21 protein-coding genes are annotated in these 20,270 nt (G+C 67.0%); 8 read left to right on the top strand and 13 right to left on the bottom strand.

Going from position 1 to position 20,270, the window contains the following annotated elements:
• Nucleotides 1-46: 46 nt before the first annotated feature.
• On the bottom strand, nt 47-2,026 hold the full coding sequence (locus AB4Y72_RS07340) for an amino acid transporter (protein WP_441425485.1): 1,980 nt from the start codon (nt 2,024-2,026) through the stop codon (nt 47-49).
• 186 nt (nt 2,027-2,212) lie between these two features.
• Here AB4Y72_RS07340 and AB4Y72_RS07335 point away from each other — a divergent pair, with 186 nt between their 5' ends.
• Nucleotides 2,213-2,656 (top strand): DUF1003 domain-containing protein, encoded by a 444-nt coding sequence (locus tag AB4Y72_RS07335; protein WP_441425484.1) that lies wholly within the window; start codon nt 2,213-2,215, stop codon nt 2,654-2,656.
• Nucleotides 2,657-2,736: 80 nt separating this feature from the next.
• On the opposite strand, the gene AB4Y72_RS07330 is transcribed toward AB4Y72_RS07335, so the two are convergent.
• On the bottom strand, nt 2,737-3,342 hold the full coding sequence (locus tag AB4Y72_RS07330; protein WP_441425519.1) for a PadR family transcriptional regulator: 606 nt from the start codon (nt 3,340-3,342) through the stop codon (nt 2,737-2,739).
• 212 nt (nt 3,343-3,554) lie between these two features.
• Between AB4Y72_RS07330 and AB4Y72_RS07325 the strand changes: the two genes are divergently transcribed.
• Both AB4Y72_RS07325 and AB4Y72_RS07320 read left to right on the top strand, forming a co-directional pair.
• Nucleotides 3,555-4,295: an SDR family oxidoreductase gene (locus tag AB4Y72_RS07325; RefSeq protein WP_441425483.1), complete on the top strand. Its 741-nt coding sequence runs from the start codon at nt 3,555-3,557 to the stop codon at nt 4,293-4,295.
• A gap of 138 nt (nt 4,296-4,433) precedes the next feature.
• Nucleotides 4,434-4,874: a VOC family protein gene (locus AB4Y72_RS07320; RefSeq protein WP_441425482.1), complete on the top strand. Its 441-nt coding sequence runs from the start codon at nt 4,434-4,436 to the stop codon at nt 4,872-4,874.
• Here AB4Y72_RS07320 and AB4Y72_RS07315 read toward each other — a convergent pair.
• The 5 genes from AB4Y72_RS07315 to AB4Y72_RS07295 form a co-directional block, all read right to left on the bottom strand.
• Nucleotides 4,867-5,988 (bottom strand): S66 family peptidase, encoded by a 1,122-nt coding sequence (locus AB4Y72_RS07315; RefSeq protein ID WP_441425481.1) that lies wholly within the window; start codon nt 5,986-5,988, stop codon nt 4,867-4,869. The two genes, AB4Y72_RS07320 and AB4Y72_RS07315, sit on opposite strands and share 8 nt — an antisense overlap.
• A gap of 62 nt (nt 5,989-6,050) precedes the next feature.
• Nucleotides 6,051-6,452: a hypothetical protein gene (locus tag AB4Y72_RS07310; RefSeq protein WP_441425480.1), complete on the bottom strand. Its 402-nt coding sequence runs from the start codon at nt 6,450-6,452 to the stop codon at nt 6,051-6,053.
• 52 nt (nt 6,453-6,504) lie between these two features.
• Nucleotides 6,505-9,210 carry a PEP/pyruvate-binding domain-containing protein gene (locus tag AB4Y72_RS07305; protein WP_441425479.1) on the bottom strand — a complete coding sequence of 902 codons (2,706 nt, stop codon included), beginning with the start codon at nt 9,208-9,210 and terminating at the stop codon, nt 6,505-6,507.
• Nucleotides 9,211-9,252: 42 nt separating this feature from the next.
• Nucleotides 9,253-9,519 carry a GlsB/YeaQ/YmgE family stress response membrane protein gene (locus AB4Y72_RS07300; protein ID WP_441425478.1) on the bottom strand — a complete coding sequence of 89 codons (267 nt, stop codon included), beginning with the start codon at nt 9,517-9,519 and terminating at the stop codon, nt 9,253-9,255.
• A 99-nt stretch (nt 9,520-9,618) separates the two neighbouring features.
• Nucleotides 9,619-10,269 carry a LysE family translocator gene (locus tag AB4Y72_RS07295; RefSeq protein WP_441425477.1) on the bottom strand — a complete coding sequence of 217 codons (651 nt, stop codon included), beginning with the start codon at nt 10,267-10,269 and terminating at the stop codon, nt 9,619-9,621.
• 71 nt (nt 10,270-10,340) lie between these two features.
• Between AB4Y72_RS07295 and AB4Y72_RS07290 the strand changes: the two genes are divergently transcribed.
• Both AB4Y72_RS07290 and AB4Y72_RS07285 read left to right on the top strand, forming a co-directional pair.
• Nucleotides 10,341-10,787, top strand: coding sequence for a hypothetical protein (locus AB4Y72_RS07290; protein WP_441425476.1), 447 nt, complete (start codon nt 10,341-10,343; stop codon nt 10,785-10,787).
• Between the two features lie 471 nt (nt 10,788-11,258).
• Nucleotides 11,259-12,089, top strand: coding sequence for a GAF domain-containing protein (locus AB4Y72_RS07285; protein ID WP_441425475.1), 831 nt, complete (start codon nt 11,259-11,261; stop codon nt 12,087-12,089).
• A 51-nt stretch (nt 12,090-12,140) separates the two neighbouring features.
• Here the strand turns inward: AB4Y72_RS07285 and AB4Y72_RS07280 are convergent, their stop codons facing one another.
• The 3 genes from AB4Y72_RS07280 to AB4Y72_RS07270 all read right to left on the bottom strand — a co-directional run bounded on the left by AB4Y72_RS07280 (nt 12,141) and on the right by AB4Y72_RS07270 (nt 15,340).
• The gene (locus tag AB4Y72_RS07280; RefSeq protein ID WP_441425474.1) at nt 12,141-12,734 is read right to left on the bottom strand and encodes an NADPH-dependent FMN reductase; all 594 of its coding nucleotides are present in this window, start codon (nt 12,732-12,734) and stop codon (nt 12,141-12,143) included.
• Between the two features lie 98 nt (nt 12,735-12,832).
• Nucleotides 12,833-14,086, bottom strand: coding sequence for an N-acetylglucosamine-6-phosphate deacetylase (locus AB4Y72_RS07275; RefSeq protein WP_441425473.1), 1,254 nt, complete (start codon nt 14,084-14,086; stop codon nt 12,833-12,835).
• Nucleotides 14,087-14,467: 381 nt separating this feature from the next.
• A complete protein-coding gene (locus AB4Y72_RS07270) occupies nt 14,468-15,340 on the bottom strand; it encodes a M20/M25/M40 family metallo-hydrolase (protein WP_441425472.1) in 873 nt (290 codons plus the stop codon).
• 625 nt (nt 15,341-15,965) lie between these two features.
• On the opposite strand from AB4Y72_RS07270, the gene AB4Y72_RS07265 reads away from it, so the two are divergent.
• Complete coding sequence (locus tag AB4Y72_RS07265) at nt 15,966-16,385, top strand: DUF7793 family protein (protein ID WP_441425471.1); 420 nt, start codon at nt 15,966-15,968, stop codon at nt 16,383-16,385.
• A gap of 353 nt (nt 16,386-16,738) precedes the next feature.
• On the opposite strand, the gene AB4Y72_RS07260 is transcribed toward AB4Y72_RS07265, so the two are convergent.
• The gene (locus AB4Y72_RS07260) at nt 16,739-17,059 is read right to left on the bottom strand and encodes a GYD domain-containing protein (RefSeq protein ID WP_441425470.1); all 321 of its coding nucleotides are present in this window, start codon (nt 17,057-17,059) and stop codon (nt 16,739-16,741) included.
• A 269-nt stretch (nt 17,060-17,328) separates the two neighbouring features.
• On the opposite strand from AB4Y72_RS07260, the gene AB4Y72_RS07255 reads away from it, so the two are divergent.
• Nucleotides 17,329-17,643: an antibiotic biosynthesis monooxygenase family protein gene (locus tag AB4Y72_RS07255; protein ID WP_441425469.1), complete on the top strand. Its 315-nt coding sequence runs from the start codon at nt 17,329-17,331 to the stop codon at nt 17,641-17,643.
• Nucleotides 17,644-17,698: 55 nt separating this feature from the next.
• Here the strand turns inward: AB4Y72_RS07255 and AB4Y72_RS07250 are convergent, their stop codons facing one another.
• Nucleotides 17,699-18,301 carry a DUF6919 domain-containing protein gene (locus AB4Y72_RS07250; protein WP_441425468.1) on the bottom strand — a complete coding sequence of 201 codons (603 nt, stop codon included), beginning with the start codon at nt 18,299-18,301 and terminating at the stop codon, nt 17,699-17,701.
• 298 nt (nt 18,302-18,599) lie between these two features.
• Between AB4Y72_RS07250 and AB4Y72_RS07245 the strand changes: the two genes are divergently transcribed.
• Entirely contained in the window at nt 18,600-19,175 is a 576-nt protein-coding gene (locus AB4Y72_RS07245) for a LacI family DNA-binding transcriptional regulator (RefSeq protein ID WP_441425467.1), read from the top strand.
• On the opposite strand, the gene AB4Y72_RS07240 is transcribed toward AB4Y72_RS07245, so the two are convergent.
• On the bottom strand, nt 19,172-20,239 hold the full coding sequence (locus AB4Y72_RS07240) for a bile acid:sodium symporter family protein (protein WP_441425466.1): 1,068 nt from the start codon (nt 20,237-20,239) through the stop codon (nt 19,172-19,174). The two genes, AB4Y72_RS07245 and AB4Y72_RS07240, sit on opposite strands and share 4 nt — an antisense overlap.
• Between the last annotated feature and the right edge of the window lie 31 nt (nt 20,240-20,270).

Below are 20,270 nucleotides of genomic sequence, written 5' to 3'. Positions count from 1 at the left end.
CCCCCGACTGGCGGGGGCCACCGCATTCTCTCCTTCCCGGCGATCGTTAGCCGACGTGGATGGCCGGGCGGAGGGCCGGGTCGGGCTCCACCGTGCGCAGGATTTCACGCACCAGCGGGGCGGTGTCGCCCTGGCCCAGGAACAGGTATCGCATGAGGTGGCCGACCGGGTTGCCTTCAGCCCATTCGAAATAGCACTGGGGCTTTGTGCCGGTCGAGTCGCGCATGGCCAGCAGGACCGCGGCGATCGCGTTCGGCACCGCCGGGGACTTCACCCGCAGGGCCCGGTAGCCGTCCACCTCGACGCCTTCGACCCGGAGCGCGTGGCTGAACGCGGACGGGTCGGAGATCTCCACCTCCAGGAAGATGACGTCCGCCGGGCCGGGAACCGGGTTCAATCCGCGCTGTTCGTACTCCTTGTCGGCGTACTCTGCCTTGTCCCCGGCCTGGCGCTTGTTGGCGATGACGTTCAGCTGCCCATCGAACGCGATCGAGTCGGTGATGTACTGCCGGGCGGCCTCGTCAAATTCGATGGTTTCCAAGCGCAGCTCGGTGGTGCGCTTCACCCGCGAGATGAGCGAGACGACAATGATGCCGGCGATGAAGAATGCCGAGATTGCAATGCCGTCGGGCTTTTCGATGACGTTGGCAGCCAAGGCGTACAGCAGGACCAGAGTCAGGGCGCCGAAGCCGATGGTGCCGGCACGACTGCGCCGGCGGACCGCCGAGACGGTCACGGCAACCGCACCGGAGACCATCATGGCCAGAATGCCGGTGGCATAGGCGCCGGCCTGGGCGTTGACGTCGGCGTTGAAGGCGATGGTGATGCCGACGCTCAGCACGGTGTAGACGATCACGACCGGGCGGACTGCCCGGCCCCATTCCGGTGCCATGCCGTAGGCCGGCAGGTAGCGGGGCACGATGTTGATGAGCCCGGCCATGGCGGAGGCGCCAGCGAACCAGAGGATCAGGGCGCTGGAAAGGTCGTAGACGGTCCCGAACCCGGCGCCGAACAGGTCGTGGGCGAGGAAAGCCAAAGCGCGGCCGTTGGCCTGTCCGCCGTCCTGGAATTCCTTGGCCGGGATCATGACCGTGGTGAGGAAGCTGGTGGACATCAGGTAGACGCTCATGATGGCAGCCGCCGTCGTGAGGAGCTTGCGGGTGTTCTTGACCCGGGAAGCCATGACCTCCGCCGGGGTGTCCCCGGTCGCTTTGATCAGCGGCATCATGGACACGCCGGTCTCAAACCCGGAGAGTCCCAAAACCAGCAGCGGGAAGGCAACGACGGCCGGCCCAATGAGGCTCGTCGGGCCGCCACCCGCACTCGAAAGCAGCCGGTCCTGCCAGCCCGCGATCAGAGACGGGTCGGAGAAGACGTGCGCAAACCCGGCGACGACGACGGCGGCGTTCAGGAGCAGGTAGATGGCCACGAGCGGGATGGCGACGCCGACGGCCTCGTTGAAGCCGAGCAGGAAGACTCCACCCAGAATCAGCAGCAGGATCACGGTAATGATGACGGCGCTGCCTTTCAGGCCTTGCGGGATCATCGGGTTCTCCAGCAGGTGCACCGTGGCATCGGCGCCGGACAGGGTGATGGTGATGATCCATGACGTCGCGACGAACCCGAGCAGAATCAGGACGAAGAATTTGCCGCGCCAGAACGGCAGCAGCTTCTCCAGCATGGCAACCGAGCCCTGTCCGTGCGGGCTCTCCTGGGCGACGCGGCGGTACATGGGGAGCATGCCCAGCAGTGTGAGGGCCACGATCAGCAGGGTCGCCAGCGGGGACAGGGCGCCGGCGGCCAGGGCCGCGATCCCGGGAAGGTAGGACAGGGTGGAGAAATAGTCGACGCCGGTGAGGCACATGACCTTCCACCAGGCGTTGGGCTTGTGGTTTTCCTCGGCCTCGGGGCCGGCCGGTGCGACCTGGTTGGCGAGCAGCCAGCGGACCAGGGGCTTGCGATCCGGGGCCGCGTTCTGCTTCAGGTCGACCTGGGCCGGAACGGCGTGGTCAGAAGTGGTCGTCATGGGATCTTTCTGTCGGTGGCCGGGCGTCCGGGGGCCGGAACGCTGCGCAGGAACCGGCCAATTCTAGTGGGGATCCCTGTGGCTGACCGTCAGCTTGAGGCGGTGTCCGGCGACGGCTACGCGGCGGCGCGCGACGCCGCGGCGTCGTCGGGATCCTGCGGAGGAGTCCCAGGGCTAGGGTGAGGCATGATCGATAAGCGAAAGACCTGGCACGAAAGCCACAAGGAATCCTTGACGCGGGGCCAGCGCGCCGCGGACCTCATGCGCAACGGCATGGGCAGCTGGCCCTTTGTCGGAGGTTTCGTCGGCTTCATGATCGTGTGGGCGGCAATCAACAGCTGGGCACTGGCGAACAACGCCTGGGATCCGTATCCGTATATTCTGTTGAACCTCTTCCTCTCCATGCTGGCGGGGCTGCAGGGCGCGATTCTTCTGATCGCGGCCAAACGCCAGGACGCGATTGCCGCGGCGATGGCCCAGCACGATCGTGACACCAACGTGAAGTCCAAGGAGGAGATCGACCTGCTCATCGCCATCAACAACCAGCAGCTGGAAATCCTTCGGGAGCTGCAGGTCCTGGCGGCCGGCAGTAACCTCAGGGTGGATGCAGGCGCCGGCGCTTCGAACTGATCATTCCGGCCAGGAGGCCCCTCACCGGCGTCCTCATGTGCGCGTGAAGATGCCGGGTGCGGGACTCCGGAGAAACGGTGTCAGTCGGCGAGGATGTGGTACAGCGCCCGGCGGGTTTCGTCGATCTTTTCCATCGCGGCAGTGCGTTGTTCCTCGGTCGCCGAGAAGCGGAACTGGTGGATGACCCCCATGAGCTTTCCCACGCTTTCATGAAAAGCCGGGCCGGATCCCTGCGGCTCGGTGCTCCACGCATTTTCCAGTTCCTCGGCGTGATCGGTCACGTAGGCCCTGCCCGCATCGGTGAGCGTGAACTCGGTGCGTCGGCTGCCATCAACCGGCGCGATGAGCTCTTCATCAACAAGCTGCTGCAGCGTCGGGTATACGGAGCCCGGACTCGGACGCCAGGCCCCAGACGTCCTGTCAGCAATTGTCTTGATCAGCCCGTAGCCGTTGGACGGTGATTCCGCCAGGAGAGAGAGAATCGCCAAGCGGACATCGCCCCGGTTGGCCCGCCGGGAACCGCCGGGACCAAACCCAGGACCAAAGCCCGGCCCGAAGCCTGGCCCAAACCCGCGGCCTGGCCCGAAGCCGCCGTGTCCGTGGGGTCCGCGGTGGCTCCTGCCGCGCCCGAAGCGCCCCAGAGCGGGTCCGCCGTCCGTGTTTTTGTCGTCGTGAATGCCTTTCATACCGGCATCATCCTTCCTCGTCAGTTGGTTTCTTCTGCTACCGTCGATAATCCGGCGATACTTAACGATATATCGGCGAGTGTCGCTGATCAATAGCGAGAGCCCGTGGGACGCGGCGTTGGCACCCTCACATTCACCGCCCACGGTCCCTGACTGAGGGCTCTTGTTCCGGGGGCCGCAGGCAGGGAAGACCGATGTCATAGGATCAACGAATGACCCAGGAACGCCCCATTGTCTTGATTACCGGCGTCGGCCGGCGGATCTCCATCGGCACAGAGATCGCCCGCCAGCTTGCCGCGGACGGGTGGGACATCGCGTTCGCTAACCACAGCCCGGAACGGGGATTCGTGGAGGAGCTCACGCTCGAGCTGCACGAACTTGGGGCGAGGGCTTTCGCCTCCGAGGCCGATTTGGCTGACCCGTTGGCTCCCGAGGCTTTGCTCCTGGCGGTCATGGACCAGTTCGGGCCCGTCCGGGCGCTCGTCTCCAGCCACGCGCAGTCGGTGGACAGCAGCATTCACGACACATCCGTCGAGAGCTTTGACCGTCATTTTGCGATCAACACGCGCGCCAACTGGCTTTTGATCAAGGCGTTCGCGCAGCACTACTCATCGGCGCCTGGGCTGGGGCGGATCGTGGCGCTGACGAGCGACCACACAACCCACAACCTTCCCTACGGTGCGAGCAAAGGTGCACTGGATCGGATTGTGATCGCGGCCGCCGGCGAACTTGGGCACCTCGGCATCACCGCGAACTTGATCAACCCGGGCCCGGTCGACACCGGGTGGATCAGCCCGGAACTCGGGGAGGCCCTGCGCGGCGAGACCGCGCTGGGCCGACTCGGCACACAACGAGACGCGGCGAACCTGGTGTCCTTCCTGCTCTCCGAGCGCGGCGGATGGATGAACGGCCAGCTCCTGCATTCCAACGGCGGTTTCCACCTGCCCGTCTAAGCCAGCGCGGGGCCAAGGACAATGAGTCCGCCGCCGCCTGCGCGGAAAGCCAGGAACCGGTGGGGTGTTTCTCGCGTCGTGATTCCACCGTAGGCTCGGCCTTGGACGGTTTAGCGCGAACACTTGGAGGCTTTGCTCATGTCGCGAATCATGCGGTTCGACCACGTCGGCGTCACGGTCCGGGACCTCGACAAGGTGACGGCGTTCTTCGTCGGACTCGGTCTCGAGATTGAGGGCAGGACGTCCGTGGAGGGCGAGTTCATTGACACGGTCATAGCGATCCCTGGTTCCCGCACAGAGATCGTCATGTTGCGAACGCCTGACGGAGGTACTGGGGTGGAGCTTTCCAGCTTCGTCCGGCCCGACCCCGTGCCGGGATCGTCCGCCGCCATGGCCAACGAACTCGGGCTGCGCAGTCTTGCCTTCGAGGTCGATGAGCTCCAGGCGCACGTCGATCGGCTGGCCGCGGAGGGGTACGGGCTGGTCGGCGGCATCGGCCAGTATGAGGACGTCTGGCGCATGGCCTATGTGCGGGGCCCGGAAGGAATCATCGTGGCCTTGGCTGAGCGGATCAGCTGACGCGGCGATCCCTCCGGCGTCCGCCCCGGTCCGCCCGGAGCCTTGACCGGGACACTAACGAGCAGGCATAGCTGGCGGTAACGGTTCTGCCTGCTCCGTCGAGCTGGATTCTACCGCCGTACGGGAGGATCCACTGCGGTCGGGTGTGCCCGAACGGGACCCCGAGGCAAACGACGGCGTCGGGGTTGTATCGTGCGATTTCGGTGCTGACCACCTCCCGCTGTGCCGCGCGTAGCCGGGCCCGTTCGGCGGGAGGCGGAACCTGCCCGTGGCTGCTGACGGGAGGACGGGCGACCATCACGCCGTCGACCGCCCCAAGCACACCACGCTCGCCCAGCGTGCGAACCCATCGCTTGACCCAATCTGCGGGAGCCAGCAGTTCGCTGGTTTCCAGGATCAAGATGGCGCCCCGGAGCGCGTCGACGGAGGGCAGCCTGTCGGCGATGGCGAGCTGGTCGAGGACTTCGATGCAGCCGCCCCACGTGTTACCGGCGACCGTGCGTTCCGGACCTGTCCACGACCACGGCTCGGTGGGTTCGCGGTCACCGTATTCGACGAGGGCGCGCGGTTCGAGCCAATCCGGTCCGAAGTCCTCTGATTCCCCGGGATCGGTGACCTCAAGCTCGCCTCCAGTGAGCAGCGCAGCGCGCAGGGAAGCGACGTGGACGTCGTCCGCACCGGGCCCGGCGCCAAGGTGGACTTGGGTGGAGCCGCCGTAATATGCGGTTATCCCGATGGACCACAGCCAGTTGAGCAGGTTGGTGTTGTCGCTGTATCCAATGAAGGTCTTCGGATTGGCTGCCACCACCGCCGCGTCGAGATGCGGCACGACCGTGATCTGATCGTCGCCGCCGATGGTGGCGAGAATCGCGCGGATGCTCGGATCGGCGAACGCCGCATTGATGTCGGCCGCCCGTTCCTGGGGACTGGATCCGAGCTTGCGGGTCGTCGGGAACTCCACCGGGATCAACCCCGTAGCCGCGGTGAGCCGCCGCATGGCCTGCTCGTGCACGGCCGGGGCGAATGCGGGCGCCGCGAACGACGGGGAGAGAACCGCGATCCGATCGCCCGCAATGAGCTTCGGAGTGGACAAGTCCAGCTGCGAATGATCCATGCCCCCATCGAACCAGATGGGGCGCGGCATGGGAGACCAGCAACGCCGGTTAGGGCTGGTCCTCAGCCGCCGTCATCCGGATCCGCCGGCGCTGGCCGGTCGGTTGATTTCCGTAACGGTCCTACGGTCCCGTCGGCGCCGTAGTCGCCCTCGGAATACCGGCCGATTTCAGACTCGGCGGTGCGGCCGGGGGCGGATCCCGCCGTGCCGTAGTCGGCCTTCACGTAGCGTCCGGATTCCGTGGCCTTCTCTCCCAGAGGTTCGGGCAGGCCGCCTTCGCTGCCGGCCGCACCGTAGTCTCCTTGGACATATTGGCCTTCTTCGTCGTCCGCGTGGCGGCCGCGCTGCGCCCCGGCCTTGCCATAGTTGCCTTCGACGTACCGGCCCCGCAGCTCTGGTTCTTCTGGCTTCTTTTCCGAACCTGACTCATCCGGGGTGTTTTCGAAGCCGCTGTTGTCGGTCATGATCGTGCCTTTCCCGAAACGAACTTTGCGTCTTCTGCGGCGCAATCTAATTCTATCGAGGGCCGCCGTCCGGCGACAGGAGCGGGTCCGGTCCTGGCCCTTGCGTACCGGCCGGCTGTTCGATCGTGACGGTGCCGGCGTCGCCGTCGACGCGGATCCGCTGGCCGCTGGTCAGCCGCTGGGTGGCCACGCCGGTGCCGAGCACCGCGGGGATGCCGTACTCCCGGGCGACGATCGAGCTGTGGCTCAACGGGCCGCCGACGTCGGTGACCACGGCGGAGGCCATCGCGAAAAGCGAGGTCCAGGCCGGCGTGGTGATGCGGGCCACCAGGACGTCCCCGGGCACCATCCGGTCGAAATCCTGGGGCCCGCCCAGGACACGGGCGGGAGCGGTGACCCTGCCCGAGCTGGCGCCGACGCCCTTGATGACGTCGCCGGACTGGTCTTGTGGGACCGCGGGCATCATCGACCCGAAGGCGCGCTCCATCCAATGGCTCTCCGGGAGCAACTGCGGGGCGGCAGCCTTGGCCTGCCCCCGCCACAGCATCTTGCGCTCCTCGACGGCGCCGGCGCGGACCGGCCGCTCTGCCCCGGTAATTGCCACCGCCGCCGGCGTCCCCGGACCGGCGAGGCCGAACTCGACGGCGCTGCGCAACTCCCGCTGGCGCAGCCAGAAGACGTCGCCGGCCTCGGCGATAACAGAGGAGCCGACCAGCCGTTGTCCGAGCTCGAACAGCATCCGCCGCAGCAGCGGCCAGGCCAGGCCGACGTCGGCAAGCGCATCCTCGCGGATCGGGGCGGCATTCTGGGCCCACCGCAGCAGCCGGAGGAACGCGGCCCGGCGCTTCGGCCCGAGCCGGGCGATCGTTCGGCCGGTTTCATCCTCGCGGCGGCCGGCCGAGAGCCGCTGGCGCTCGTGCGGGTCGTTGCCCTGCCCGCGCAGGTAGAACTTCACCGTCTCCAGCAGGGGCGCTGGGTCGTCGGCCGGCACCGGGCTGATGAAGTCCAGATTGTAGACGGCATGGCCGAACCGGCCGAGATGGTCCTGGAAGCGGGGACGCCATTGCTGCCAGAGGGCCGGATCCACCCCTGCAGGGGGCAACCCGGTGCGCTGCGACTCAGCCAGCGCCGCCGTGGGCGAATTGAGGATCGCCCGGTCCAGCCCCGGGATGTCCCGGGCCCAGGCGGCGAGGTCGTACAGCGATTTCTCCGCCCGGATGGGTTCGCTGTCGTAGCCGAGGAGGAACGTCTGGGCAGGCGGGTCTCCGGCACGCCGCACGAACCTGTCGTAGTACATCCGGAAGGAAATTTCGCTGGTTGCGGCGATCGGAATGATGGACTGCACGGCCGTGTAGTACACGGTGCCGGCGTCCAACAGCGTCTGTACACCCTCCAGAAGTTCCGCTCCGGAGAGCTCCCCGACGGGCTTCGTCGACCAGTTTTTGATCACCTCCACGTAACGGGGATGCGAGAATTCCCGCCAGCCGGCCACTCCCATGTGCGCCTTGCCGCGGGCCAGAGCGCGCATCGCGGTCAGCGACTTGGTCATCACCCGCCACATTCCGGAGTTGCGGTAGTAGTAATAGGCGTAGCCGTTAATCGTCGGCAGTCCGACGTCGTCCTCGCGGACCACGTTCTTGCCGACGGCGTCGGCCATCAAGGCTCGCAGCGACCGGGACACCGAGCCGTCAATGAGGTCGGCGAACAGCGGCGAGAGCGGGTCGGGCAACTGTTCCACGATGCTGGCCCGGAAGTAGAGCCCGTTCGGGTAGGGCACCGGCCAGGCGCCCGGGGTGTCGGCCGACGGTTCGGGCAGGGCGGTGATGGGTCGGGACTGCAGGATGAAGAACTGATCACCGGCCCGTGCCCACTCGATGTCCTGCGGCGCCCCGAAATGATCCGCAATCCGTGTTCCGTGGCCGGCAAGCTCGGCCGCCGCCTTGTCGTCCAGCACGGGCTGACGACGGCGGGCCGCCGGCACCGGCTGCTCGTGCGTGCCGCGGTCCGCATAGACGGTCATGACCTCCTTGTCAGCGGTCCGGCGCGACAGCACGCGGCCCGTGTCTGCTTCGACGACGACGTCATCCGTGGTGACCGTTCCACTGACCACGGATTCGCCCAGGCCCCACGCGGCACCGATCACGGTCTGGTCGCGGCGTCCGTTGGCCGGGTTGGCGGTGAACATGACCCCCGCCGCGTCGGCCTCCACCATCTGCTGGACCACGACGGCGAGGCGCACCGCGTCCGGTCCGATGCCTTCGCGGGCCCGGTAGGCCATGGCACGCGCCGTCCACAGGGACGCCCAGCAGTCGATCACGGCCGCGGCCAGGGCCTCCGGCCCGCGAACGTTAAGGTAGGTGTCCTGCTGCCCGGCGAAGCTGGCCGAGGCGAGGTCCTCGGCCGTGGCGGAGGAGCGCACGGCCACGGCCGCGTCCCCGTTACCGAGAAGCCGGTAAGCGCCGTCGAGCTCTGCGGCGATCACGGCCGGCAGGGTTCCGCCGGTGAACAGGGCACGGATCCGCTTCGAGGCATCCTCGTAGTCCTGCGGCGCCGCCAGCGTTGGCAGGGCGGCCAGCTCCTGGATGCCGGCCCCGAGGTGATTGGCTGCCACAAAATCCGCATACGCTGCGGTGTTCAGCACAAATCCGGGAGGCACTGGCAGCCCGGTCTGAACCAGGCCGCCCAGTCCCACGCCCTTGCCGCCGGCCACGGCGACGTCGTCAGGTCCCACATCGCCGAAGTCGCTGATGTAGGTCATGACCGCGCATCCTTTCTGCCGGAGCCGCGGGTGCTGGAATATTTATGCCTTGCTCTTGCGGCCGGTTACTGCGCCGTAGATGAGGAGCACAATAACGGCGCCGAGGATGGAGAGGAGCCAGGTCCGCAGATCGAAGAAGTTGCCGAGGCCTCCGCCGAAGATCAGCGAACCAATCCAGCCGCCGAGGATGGCGCCCACGACACCCAGAACGAGGGTGATCAGCCAGCCGCCTCCCTGCCGGCCCGGAAGAAGGGCTTTGGCGAGTGCCCCTGCGATCAGTCCGAGGATGAGGAATGCGAGAATTCCCATGGCTGTAACTCCTTTCGGTCGGTCGGTCGCGTGATAGGCGGCCTAACGAATGATTAGAGCAGTATGCCTAGTGACGCGCAATACCCCGTCCGGGGCGGCCTACGACCCGGCGCTGGATGCCAGAACGCCCAGGCCGAGTGCGGCGATGATGCCGCTGCTGCCGCGTTCGAGCCAGCTGCTCACCCGGGGGCGCTGCAGCCAGGCCATGGCCTTCGCAGCCGCGACGGATACGGCCACCAGATAGAACAAACCGATGGTGCTTTCGATGGCGCCCAGCACCATGGCGGTGTCCAGGGTGGCGCCGCCGTGCGGAATGAACTGCGGCACGACGGCCAGATAGAACAGGCCCACCTTTGGATTGAGCAAGGTCGAGAATGCGCCGGCGCCGAACCCGGCCCTGCAGCTGTACCTTCGGCTGTTGCTTCGGCCGGTGGAGTGCCCGGCCGTTGCGGAGGGTGCTCCCGTGCGGCGGGCCCGGATCAGCGACGAGATCCCCAAGTACAGCAGGTATAACCCGCCTGCGATCTTTAGCCAGCGGAACACTTCCGCTGAGTCCTCCAGCACGGCAGCGAGCCCGACGCCCACCAGAGCGGCCCACACCAGGGATGCCACGGCCGAGCCGAGCGCCGCGGCGATGCCGGCCCCGGCGCTCCGCAGCGAGATGCGCAGCACCAGGAAGGTGTCCGGGCCCGGGGTGACGGAGAGCAACAGGCATAGTCCGGCAAACGCCAACAGGGTCACAGGGGTCATGGGCACCATTGTCCGGGTGCTGTCCGGCAGGATGCAATGGTGGCCTGACCAATACCTACGGGGGAACCACCGTGGCCAACCCGTACGGGCAGTGCACTGCCGGATCGGTCGCGGAAGCTTGCTCCTACATGTACGGCTATGCCAAAGCCTATGACGACGCGAACATCCGCGGGATAAGCAACCCGGCCGCGTACCTGTGGTGGCTCGATGCCGAGACCGGCAACAGCTGGTCAACCAGTACGGCGGCGAACCGGGCCGATCTGGAGGGAATGGCGGCTTACTTCGCGAGTATCGGGGCCAGGACGGGCCTTTACTCGAGCAAAACGCAGTGGACCCAAATTGTTGGAACAGTGCCGTCTTCCAGCAACCTGTACGCCCGGCCCGGCTGGCTGGCCGGAGTGAACTCACTCGCCCTGGCGAAACGCAAGTGCTCGGACGCGCCGCTGACTGCCGGCGGGACGGTCACCATTACCCAGTACATGTCGGCAGGGTTCGATTCGGACCATTCCTGCATCTGAACCGGCGGGACTGCACCCGCGGCGGGATAGGAGGCCGCACGGGCATCAAAAAGCGCTGGGGGGAGGCGTGGAAGCGCCCCGAAGACATTGGGGGTTGCCTCGGGGCGCCTGCAGAAATCGTATTCCCGGCCCAAATGCCCGTCAACCGCATGCCCCGGCAGGGGGATCCGGAGGTTGCGGAGCGGCCCTCGGTGAGGTTCTGACGGCGGACCGCCAGGGGCACAATGGCTCTTTTGCGACCCGGCGAACGCGGGTATAGATGGTGGTGCTACGGCGGAAAGGTCCTCCGTGACTTTTGTTGAAGCCGGGGCAGGCGGTCCAGGGCGGGACATCGCTCTGGGCCGCCGTTGGGCAACCATTGTCGGAAAATTCGGCGCCGGCACATTGGGTGGCGCAGCGGTGTCCGTGCGGACGTATGCTGTTTTCATCGGTTCAGCAGTGAGCTGCGTGCTTTGATCTTGAGCGTGAAACATGAACCAGGGAACTGCAACAGACAGCGGGCGGAATCTTCACACCGCTTTCTGGGAGACGCATTTTAATAACCCGGATATCGGTGCCTTCCTCAGCGAGGTCGTGACTGAGCTTGTTGACGGCATCGGCGGTCCCAGGCGGGGAATCAGCTGGGCGATTACCGTTCTGGGCTCCGGGGAGACCGTCACCCTGACCGCGGGCAGCGCCCCGGCGCGGGCCGCGGACGAGGAGCAGCGCTCTTTCGACGACGGGCCGGCCCGTCAGGCGGTCAGGAGCGGTGAATTCGTGACCGTGGGCAACACAGCCCTGGAACGCCGCTGGCCAGGATATGCCAGCGCTGCCGCTGCCGAGGGAATAGGGTCACTCGTCTCCATCCCGCTGGTCCCCTCAGAAGTTTTCCGTGCCGCCGTGAACCTGTATGCGCCGTGGCCGCATGTCTTCACCAGCGCAGACATCACCGCGGCGGCGCTCCTCGCCCGCCAAGTGTCCCGAACGCTGCGCCTGGTCCAACAACTGGTCCAAGAACTGGCGGTCAGGTCGGGGGTGGGCGCGGAATTGTCCTCGGCCCAGCTCTCCCGGGTGCTGGCCGGTCTGGCCCTGCGGACGCTGGTGAGGGATTTCGGGTTTAGTGAAGAGGGAGCTCTTGACTATCTTCGCAGCGCTGCGGGCGGCACTCCGCGGGAATCAGTCGGCGGCACGGTCCGAGTCCTCGTCGTTGATTCCGGCCAGAGCCAAGGAGCGTTTGCGCCGGCCCCGCCGTCCTCCGCAGTCCATGCCGGGGACGCTGTCCCCGTCCGTCGGCGGCGCCGGAGGGCGGACAGTCCAGCCTGAACCTGACGGGATGGCAGCGTTTACGGGTAGGCGGAGGGCGGCCGGAACGCGTCAGGCGGCGACGCCGGGCACATTTCCGTGGACCTGGTTGGGGCGGAGGGTCTTGAGGGCCCCGGCCCAGGCGATCACCTGGTCGAACAGGATCTGCAGACTTTTCTCCGCGGCGGCGGAAGGAACGAAGGCGCGGTAGTTCTCGAACTCCGTGGCCAGCGGTAGCGCGACCTGGGCCCGGACGTCTGCCATCTGCAGTTCGCCGGCCACTGCCCGCAAATGTTCGACGGCGCGGATGCCGCCGCTGCTTCCGTAGCTGACGAACCCCGCGGACTTGTTGTTCCACTCCTTATACAGGTAGTCCAGTGCGTTCTTCAGGGCTCCGGGGATCGAGTGGTTGTACTCGCCTGTGACGAAGATGTAGCCGTCGAATACGTCGACAGCATCGGACCATGCCTTCGTGTGCGCGTTGCTGTACCGGCCGAACGACGGCGGCAGCGGCTCGTCGAGAAGCGGGAGATGGAAGTCGGCGACGTCGAGGACGTCAAAGGTGGCATCACTGCGTTCTGCCGCCCGGGAGTTCACCCAGTCGGCGACGGGTTTTCCGAGGCGTCCGGGCCGGGTGCTTCCCAGCACGATAGCGATGCGAATCATGGCCGGTTCCTTTCCGGGAGTTGGTGATGCCCACATCTAGAACAACAACCCGGGCGACCCGAATCTTCCGCGGCACCAGCCGCCGCGCAAGTTCGAGACTACGGCCCGACGCGCGGACGGTCCGGCAGGATCTGGCCGTCGCGCAGGACCCTCACCAGCGTGAAGCTCGGGTCGACGGCCACGAGGTCGGCGCGCATTCCAGCCCGCAGCCCTCCGACCTCGGCTTCCACGCCCAGCACCCGGGCGGGGACCAGTGTCGCCGCCAAGACGGCGTCGGCGGGACTTACGCCCGCCGCGATGGTGGTGCGGACAACCTCCAGCAGGGTTGCCGTGCCCCCGGCGAGAGCGCCGTTGCTCCTCAGAGTTGCCACGCCGTCGTGCACCACCACTTCCGAGGGACCAAGCCCGTAGTCGCCGTCGGGCAGCCCGGTGGCCGCCATAGAGTCCGTCACGAGCGCGATGCCGGCCGCCCCGACCAGATCAAACACCATCCGGACCGTCGCCGGGTCCAGGTGGACGCCGTCGCCGACGAGCTCGACCACGACCGTGCCGGCAGCCGCCAGCCGCAGGCACGCAGCGACGGGTCCGGGACTCCGGTGGTGCAGCGGCGGCATGCCGTTGAACAGATGGGTCACCGTTGGCCTGGCAAGCGCGCCGAAGCCCCCGCCTGCCCCAGCACTGCGCATGAGGTCCGCAGCTTCCGCCAGCGAGGCGGCCGCCAGGCGTGCGTCGGCGTCGGTGTGGCCCAGCGACGGGGTGACGCCGTGCTCCGTGAGTATCCGGAGCAGTTCGCCCGCGCCCGGGAGTTCGGGAGCGTAGGTCATGGTCTGCAGGGTCCCGCCGGCGGCCGCCAGCATGTCCCGGAGCAGAACCGGATCGGGGTCCCGGAGCCAGAGTGGGTTCTGCGCGCCGCAACGGGCGCGGGAAAGGAATGGCCCCTCGGAATGGACGCCCGCGATGAGGCCCTCGGACGCCAGGACTTTGAGGACGCCGAGGGAGCTCAGCAGCTCATCCTCCGAGGCGGTGACCAGGCTGGCCAGAAGGCGGGTGGTCCCGCTGCGGTGCAGGAAATCCACAGCCTCCCGGCAGGACCGGTCGTCCCCGCCCGGGAATCCGCCGCCCGCGGCGCCATGGCAGTGAAGGTCAATGAGCCCGGGAAGCAGTGAGGTGCCGGGCGGCAGCCGGACCTCCTCCGCACCCGGGAACTGCTTGGCGTCGAAGCCGCTGACGGGTCCCGCGTAGGCGATCCGGCCGCCTGTCACGGCCACGACAGAATCCGGCGTGACGGTGCCGTCCGTGAGGAGGTCGCCCCGGAGGAGGTAGGCGGGAGCGGCTTCCCGGGCTTGCGGCATCGGTACCATCCTTCGGGTGCGGGCCTTTACGGGTGCGGGCGGAATCAGCCGCTGGGGGTGGCTGGCCGGAACCTCTGCCGCTTTTCTTTCACCGCTTCGGCCACTTCACATTCAACAGGAGCAGTCCAAGCAGGAGCGAGTCTACGGTCATGATTCCCGCCATGAGGTAGGCCCATCCGGCCATCATGGTTTGCCGGCCGCCCGGGGGCCCGAAGCGCGCGTGTATACCAGAGTGCCCATGACGATCTCCTGACGTGGATCCCCCCAGTCACTTGATAGTTCACCCAGTGTGCCACCGCGTCGCCCCGGAGAAAACAACGTCACCGCCCGGCTCAAGCTTTTCCCAAGTCGACGCGGGGGTGCCTCCTCTCGACCGGGCGACTATGCGGGTTTCGCCATCGCGTAGGCCGCAGTGGCGTACGCCAGGGCGCCGGACATCTCCTGGAGCAGCTCGGAATTGGTGTTGTCGATCGTGTCACAGGACTCGTGATAGCAGGGATCGAGGACCTTGCCGGCCGCGCCGCCAAAGGACTGCGCCTGGGCCTGGGTCTTTCTCTTCTCATCTCCGGTGAACAGCCCGCCGCCGGGAATACCTGCCGAAAGGAACGCGTCGTAATCGGAGCCGCCGTCAAACGGCGTGGTCTCGGCCGTGAGCGAGTTCTCCTTGAAGTACTGGAAGAATATGTCCTCGATCGCCTTCGACCCGGCCGGCCCGGCGTGGCCGAAATCCGAGCCGTCCCCGTCATGGACGGACCGGACACCGTTGGGCGAGGCCGCCATGTCCACATTCAGGTTCGCCGCGGTCTGGCCGCGCTCGGCCTGGCTCAGTGCGTCGACGTAGTGCTGGGAGCCGTACAGGCCCTCTTCCTCGCCGCCCCAGAACGCGAAGCGGACCCGGTTGGCCGGCGTAATCCCGGTCTCCTTCATCCACCGCGCGGTCTCCAGGACCGCCGCAACCCCGCTGCCGTTGTCATTGATGCCCGGCCCCTCCTTGACGGAGTCCAAGTGCGCACCGACCACGATGGTGTGCTTGGCGCTACCCCCGGTATCCGCGAGGATGTTGAAGGACTCCACCCTCGGCTTGCCCCGGCGCCCCGCTTTGAAGGAGAAGGTCTGCCGCACCGGTGAATATCCGGCCGCGCGCAGCTGGTCCTCGACGTACTTGGCCGATTCCTCATACCCGGACGTGCCCGAGGCGCGGGTACCATCATTGGCGTCGGCAATACTCTGCAGGGCCTTCAGGTGATCGGTCATACCCCGGGACTTGAAGGCCGCCAGCACAGTCCGGGCGCCCACGGTGCTCACCGGCACCAACTGGGGCCCTGCAGCACTTGGGGTGAAGGGCGCGGTGGCTTTGGCCGAATGACCGCTTGAGCCGTCGGGCCCGGAGCCGGATGGCGTCCCGGGGGTGCAGGCTGACGCCGAGAGCAGAACGAGGGCGAGGACCGGGGGCAGTACGTGCCTTCTGAACGTGATCATCTTGGGAGCCCCATCAGTAGTCGGTACAAGTTCGCTTGCTTCCGGCTCGATTGGTCACGGCGCCCGCCACTGATGCTCCAGCGAGTCGCGGCCACCATCGCCCGGCAAATGCTCCTATCAGTTCGAACCATTGTCGGTCTTTCGGCTCGATATGCGATAGCACTCCCGGCTGTGAATCTGCTGTGGAAATCATTGGCGGGTGGCGCTGGTTGCCACGGGGGCATGCCCTCCTCTGGCGGCCAGGAGTGGGCATGCGTCCACTGTGTCCATTCCTGGGCGGCGCCGGAGGACATGCTCATTGCTGCGGGCCGGCGCCGGGGGACATGCTCATTTTGCGGTCCGCCAGGCGCGCCGAGCCACAAAGCCCCAGCTCAACAGGGCCGGCCCTACAATGGTCACAATGATGCCAGGACACATAACCGCAGCGCACGGAAAGAACGTGCTTGGCGTCAGCGCGGGCATCATCACCTCGGTCTGGATGCCCGGCTCCGTCGTCGACGTCGACGACGCCAGGGATGCCATGCGGGCAGTCGACCAGATCACCGGCGGGACCCCGCTGCCGATGCTCTCGGAAATGACCGACGTGGAAATCAGCGCTGCTGCCCGATACGAGTTCGCCCAGACGACGGGGGTCCTGGCGATCGCGGTGCTTGGATCCAGCACGGTGGACCGTGTGGTCGCGGCGGCGATGAGGCGGCACACCCGGTATCCCCACGAGTTCTTCACATCCCGGGACGACGCCATGGCCTGGCTGAGCAGTTACACCCCCGGCGACAGCCACCCCGAGGGGCATGCGGACGGCATTTCCGCCCTGAGCTGACGTCCACGGCCCAACTCTCCCCAAGCAGGTGAATTAGCTCCAGCAACGACGCGTTCAAAGCAGCAGCTCAAAGTCACCTTGAGCTGCGTCAAGACAGCCCATAAAAACGTCATGAAATGGGATTGCGGACTGCTTACGGGCTGAAGGGCTGAAGTAAGGAAGCACCTTGCGACGTGGGAGGCCCCTGCCGAGGGCGCGGAGTCCGAGGGGGGGCGATCTCTTCACCGACGAGGGATACAACAGCGGAAGGTAGCGCCCAGAATCCGGTCCCGGCCGCGCCAAGATCCCGGTGAGGGCCTCGGCGTGGCCGGGACACTCCGGCCCGGCACTTTGAAGGTCAGGGTGCTCGTCCTTTATTGCCCCGGGGCCCGGTAGGACGGCTTCTTCGTGGTTGCGGCATCGAGATCCTCCGCCGTCATCAGCGGTTTGAGGTGGAGATTCACGGCACCGGTGGAATTGATCATCAGCGACAGCGCGACGGCGTCGGCCTGATCGGGGATATCGAAGACGCCCACGACGTCGGTCTCGCCGAAGGCGTAGTAGAAGCAATCGAGCGAGCCGCCCACCGACTTGAGGGCTTCGACCACCGTGTCCCGCCGCTTGGTGCCGCCCTCACGCATGAGGCCCTTGATTCCGTCGCCAACATAGTTCGCTTCGAACAGATATTTGCTCATGATTTTTCCTATCCTGTGACGCCCAGGACATCGGCCTCCCAAGCCTGCCCGCTCCCAATGATGGAAGGTCCGGGGCTGGTCCCTGGAGTGGGGCCTGCCCACATGCTAGGCCTTCCACTTCACCCGTTCAACGGTTTGTTGGTTGGCCCCGCGGTGCTGTCACATGCCCGCGGGCCCGTGGCCCCTCGGGCAATCCGGCCCTACCGCCGGCCGGAGGACTGGAACATAATCGCCGTATCAACCCCGCACGGACAATGGAGGCGATCGGCGTGTCTGTTTATACGCTCGGAATCTGGCTGGTGCATCCCGGCCGCGAGAACGATTTTGTGCAGGCCTGGCGGGACCTGGCCAGGAAGACAAAGGAAGATTATCCCAACGCCAAGGCCGTGCTGATGCACGACCGCGACGTCAAAAACCGGTTCATCAGCACCGGCCCCTGGGATTCCCTGGAACAGATTGAGCAGTGGCGGGACTCTGACCTGTTCAAGCAGAGCGTCGAGGCCATGAAGGACATGCTGGAACATTTCGAGTCCCGTACCCTGGACGAGGCGGCCAGCATCGGCTGGGATGCCACCGACATGTGACATTCCCGGGAAAAGGGGCAGCCGCCGCCCGCGCGCCGATGCGCGTTCCCGCGGGCTAGTCGGCCTGCAGCGCCTCCAGCACGGCGGGCAGCAGGACTTCGTTCCGGCCCCAGACGGGATCGAAAACTTCCACGTACCAGGCGTCGGCCAGGACGAGGGCCAAAGTCTCGTTGGACTCTTCCGCCCAGTCCCTGAGCTGGTCTTCGGCCACCGGCTCTTCGCTGCTTCCCAGCACGGTCACGACGTCGCCGTCCTGCACGGTTACGGGGATGGAAGCGCTGCTCGACTCACCCGGGGCATGGGCGACCGTCACCAGGCTGGTGCGGGTGGACAACGCCAGGAGTGACATTGCGGTCTCGGGGCTGCAGAAGGCCGTCACGTAGGCGCGTTGCGCAAGGTCTCCGGCCTCCACGCCGGGCTGGGATTCCTTGGTGAAGAGACCGTTGCGGTTGAGCCTGGCGAGCTCGCCGGCGATGGCCCTGGTCTCGTCGTCGTACCCTGCGGAGAAGACCCCCGCCTGGTACTGGCTTTTGCCTTCGAGCCAGCGCGCGGTCAGTTCACCCGCCGCCGCGATGGTGCTGGCCTGCCGCCAGACCTCGCGGTCCGCGAGGAGCCGGCCAAAGCTGTCCCGTTCCGTCGTGAACCTGTCCTCGGACATTCGGGCCTCCTTCGCTATGGGCTGGACTGCGGCTTGGGTTTTCTGCAGTTCTTCTATGCAGGCTAGGCCAGTTCAGGCCCGCCGTGAACCTTTCCGTCCCGCCACGTCACGGAGGGCAATCTTCGGCACCACCCCTTGATCCGGCGCCCCCGGGCCGGTCCGCGGACCCGCGTCGCTCCGCCCGCCATGGGCCCCGGGCCGGCGCTTCGGGCTAGAGTTCACACAGGGGGTCCACCCCAGGACGAAGTTTTCACGAGCCGCCGCGGACCCGCGGCCGCGAAGCATCCGGGAGTCAACATTGCGGCATGGATCCAGCCCCACCATCCGCGACGTCGCAGAGGTGGCCGGGGTGTCGCTGACCACCGTCTCCTACGTGCTCTCCGGCCGCTCCGGCGGCACCACCCGGATCAGCGCGGCCACCCAGGACCGGGTGCACGCCGCGGTCCGCGAACTGGGCTACGTGGCCAACCGTGCCGCCCGGGGGATGCGGCGGGGCCGGACCGAGCTCGTGGCAGTGGCCGTCGCGGACCTCGAACAACCGCGGGAGAGAGCCCTCGCTACGCTGCTGGCCGGGATGCTGCCGGAACACGGCTACCAGGCGATCATCCTGCTGGGCGCCGGCTGGCGGCAGTTCATGCTCTCCGGCGGCGCCGACGGCGTCATCCGCATCGGCGCGGCAGCGGCGGACGAGGACGCCGTGACCACGGCGGAGCTCGCCGGCCGCGGCGTCGCCCAGGTGCTCATCGCGGACGAGGCCGGCGACGGCAGCAGTGCTGTTCACGGCGGATACACGGTGATCGCCGCCGGAACGGACAGCCCGGAGGTCCTGGCCGGGCGCGCCGTCGCCCTGCTCCTGGGCCGGCTGCGGAGCTAGCTCCCGGCTGAGGATTCCAGTGCCGAGGCCTCCAGTGCTGGGGCTCCCGGTACTGAGGCTTCCCGGACGGGACGCCGGGCCAGCCAGGCGGCAACGATCGCGCCGGAGACGTTGTGCCACAGGGAGAACACGGCCGACGGCAGGGCGGCCAGCGCCCCGAAGTGCGCCGTGGCGAGGGTGGCGGCCAGCCCGGAGTTCTGCATCCCGACCTCAAAGGCGAGGGCCCGGCGTGCCTTGTCATCCAGGCGCCCCAGCTTGCCTGCCAGATAGCCCAGGCCCAGGCCGAAGCCGTTGTGCAGCACTACCGCGAGGAACACGATTCCGCCTGCGGCGACGATCTTGCTGGCGCTGCCGGCCACCACGATCGCCACGATCAGCGAAATGACCGCAGCCGAGGCCCACGGCAGCACCGGCAGGACCTTAGCCACGAGCTTCCTGAGGAAAAGCCGGGACAGCAGGCCGGCAATGACAGGCAGGAGGACGGTCTTGACAATGTCCTGGACCATGCCGCCGGCGTCAATGCTCAGATAAGAGCCGGCCAGGAACAGCACCAGGAGCGGTGTCACGATCGGGGCAATCAGGGTAGACACCGAAGCGACGGCCACGGACAGGGCAACATCGCCCTTGGCGAGGAACGCCATCACGTTGGACGCAGTGCCCGACGGCGCGCAGCCCACCAGGATCAGGCCCACGGCGAGCTCTGGCTGGAGGTGCAGGCCAACAGCGATCAGCCAGCCGGCCCCCGGCATGATGACGTAGTGCGCCACGATTCCCAGGGCCACCGCCCAAGGGCGCTTGACCACGGAAGCGAAATCGGGCGGGGTCAGGGTCAGGCCCATGCAGAACATGATGATGCCCAGCAGGAAGGGCACGCTGGGTGCGAGGGGTTTGAAGGCCCCGGGGAGCAGGAAACCGGCGAGGCCGGCCACCACCACCAGGATCGGGAAGACGGTCACCGCGATGCGGGCGACCTTGGCCTCGGCGGCGAGGGCGGGATTGGCGGGGACGTCGGCGTCGGCGCCCGCGACCGGGCCGGTATTCGGGGTTTTAGTTGCCTCAAGCATCCAAGCATGGTGCCACCGGCGTCCACGGACT

The sequence above is a fragment of the Arthrobacter sp. YAF34 genome (assembly GCF_052113245.1).
Lineage (GTDB): Bacteria > Actinomycetota > Actinomycetes > Actinomycetales > Micrococcaceae > Arthrobacter.
Note: the sequence above shows the minus strand (reverse complement) of the source record. Positions and strands in the feature narration are given on the sequence as shown.

Bases quoted from the DNA above. Each gene is read 5' to 3' on its own strand.
- AB4Y72_RS07340 (WP_441425485.1), bottom strand. From the start codon at position 2,026: ATGACGACCACTTCTGACCACGCCGTTCCGGCCCAGGTCGACCTGAAG.
- AB4Y72_RS07335 (WP_441425484.1), top strand. From the start codon at position 2,213: ATGATCGATAAGCGAAAGACCTGGCACGAAAGCCACAAGGAATCCTTG.
- AB4Y72_RS07330 (WP_441425519.1), bottom strand. From the start codon at position 3,342: ATGAAAGGCATTCACGACGACAAAAACACGGACGGCGGACCCGCTCTG.
- AB4Y72_RS07325 (WP_441425483.1), top strand. From the start codon at position 3,555: ATGACCCAGGAACGCCCCATTGTCTTGATTACCGGCGTCGGCCGGCGG.
- AB4Y72_RS07320 (WP_441425482.1), top strand. From the start codon at position 4,434: ATGTCGCGAATCATGCGGTTCGACCACGTCGGCGTCACGGTCCGGGAC.
- AB4Y72_RS07315 (WP_441425481.1), bottom strand. From the start codon at position 5,988: ATGGATCATTCGCAGCTGGACTTGTCCACTCCGAAGCTCATTGCGGGC.
- AB4Y72_RS07310 (WP_441425480.1), bottom strand. From the start codon at position 6,452: ATGACCGACAACAGCGGCTTCGAAAACACCCCGGATGAGTCAGGTTCG.
- AB4Y72_RS07305 (WP_441425479.1), bottom strand. From the start codon at position 9,210: ATGACCTACATCAGCGACTTCGGCGATGTGGGACCTGACGACGTCGCC.
- AB4Y72_RS07300 (WP_441425478.1), bottom strand. From the start codon at position 9,519: ATGGGAATTCTCGCATTCCTCATCCTCGGACTGATCGCAGGGGCACTC.
- AB4Y72_RS07295 (WP_441425477.1), bottom strand. From the start codon at position 10,269: ATGACCCCTGTGACCCTGTTGGCGTTTGCCGGACTATGCCTGTTGCTC.
- AB4Y72_RS07285 (WP_441425475.1), top strand. From the start codon at position 11,259: ATGAACCAGGGAACTGCAACAGACAGCGGGCGGAATCTTCACACCGCT.
- AB4Y72_RS07280 (WP_441425474.1), bottom strand. From the start codon at position 12,734: ATGATTCGCATCGCTATCGTGCTGGGAAGCACCCGGCCCGGACGCCTC.
- AB4Y72_RS07275 (WP_441425473.1), bottom strand. From the start codon at position 14,086: ATGCCGCAAGCCCGGGAAGCCGCTCCCGCCTACCTCCTCCGGGGCGAC.
- AB4Y72_RS07270 (WP_441425472.1), bottom strand. From the start codon at position 15,340: ATGACCGATCACCTGAAGGCCCTGCAGAGTATTGCCGACGCCAATGAT.
- AB4Y72_RS07265 (WP_441425471.1), top strand. From the start codon at position 15,966: ATGATGCCAGGACACATAACCGCAGCGCACGGAAAGAACGTGCTTGGC.
- AB4Y72_RS07260 (WP_441425470.1), bottom strand. From the start codon at position 17,059: ATGAGCAAATATCTGTTCGAAGCGAACTATGTTGGCGACGGAATCAAG.
- AB4Y72_RS07250 (WP_441425468.1), bottom strand. From the start codon at position 18,301: ATGTCCGAGGACAGGTTCACGACGGAACGGGACAGCTTTGGCCGGCTC.
- AB4Y72_RS07240 (WP_441425466.1), bottom strand. From the start codon at position 20,239: ATGCTTGAGGCAACTAAAACCCCGAATACCGGCCCGGTCGCGGGCGCC.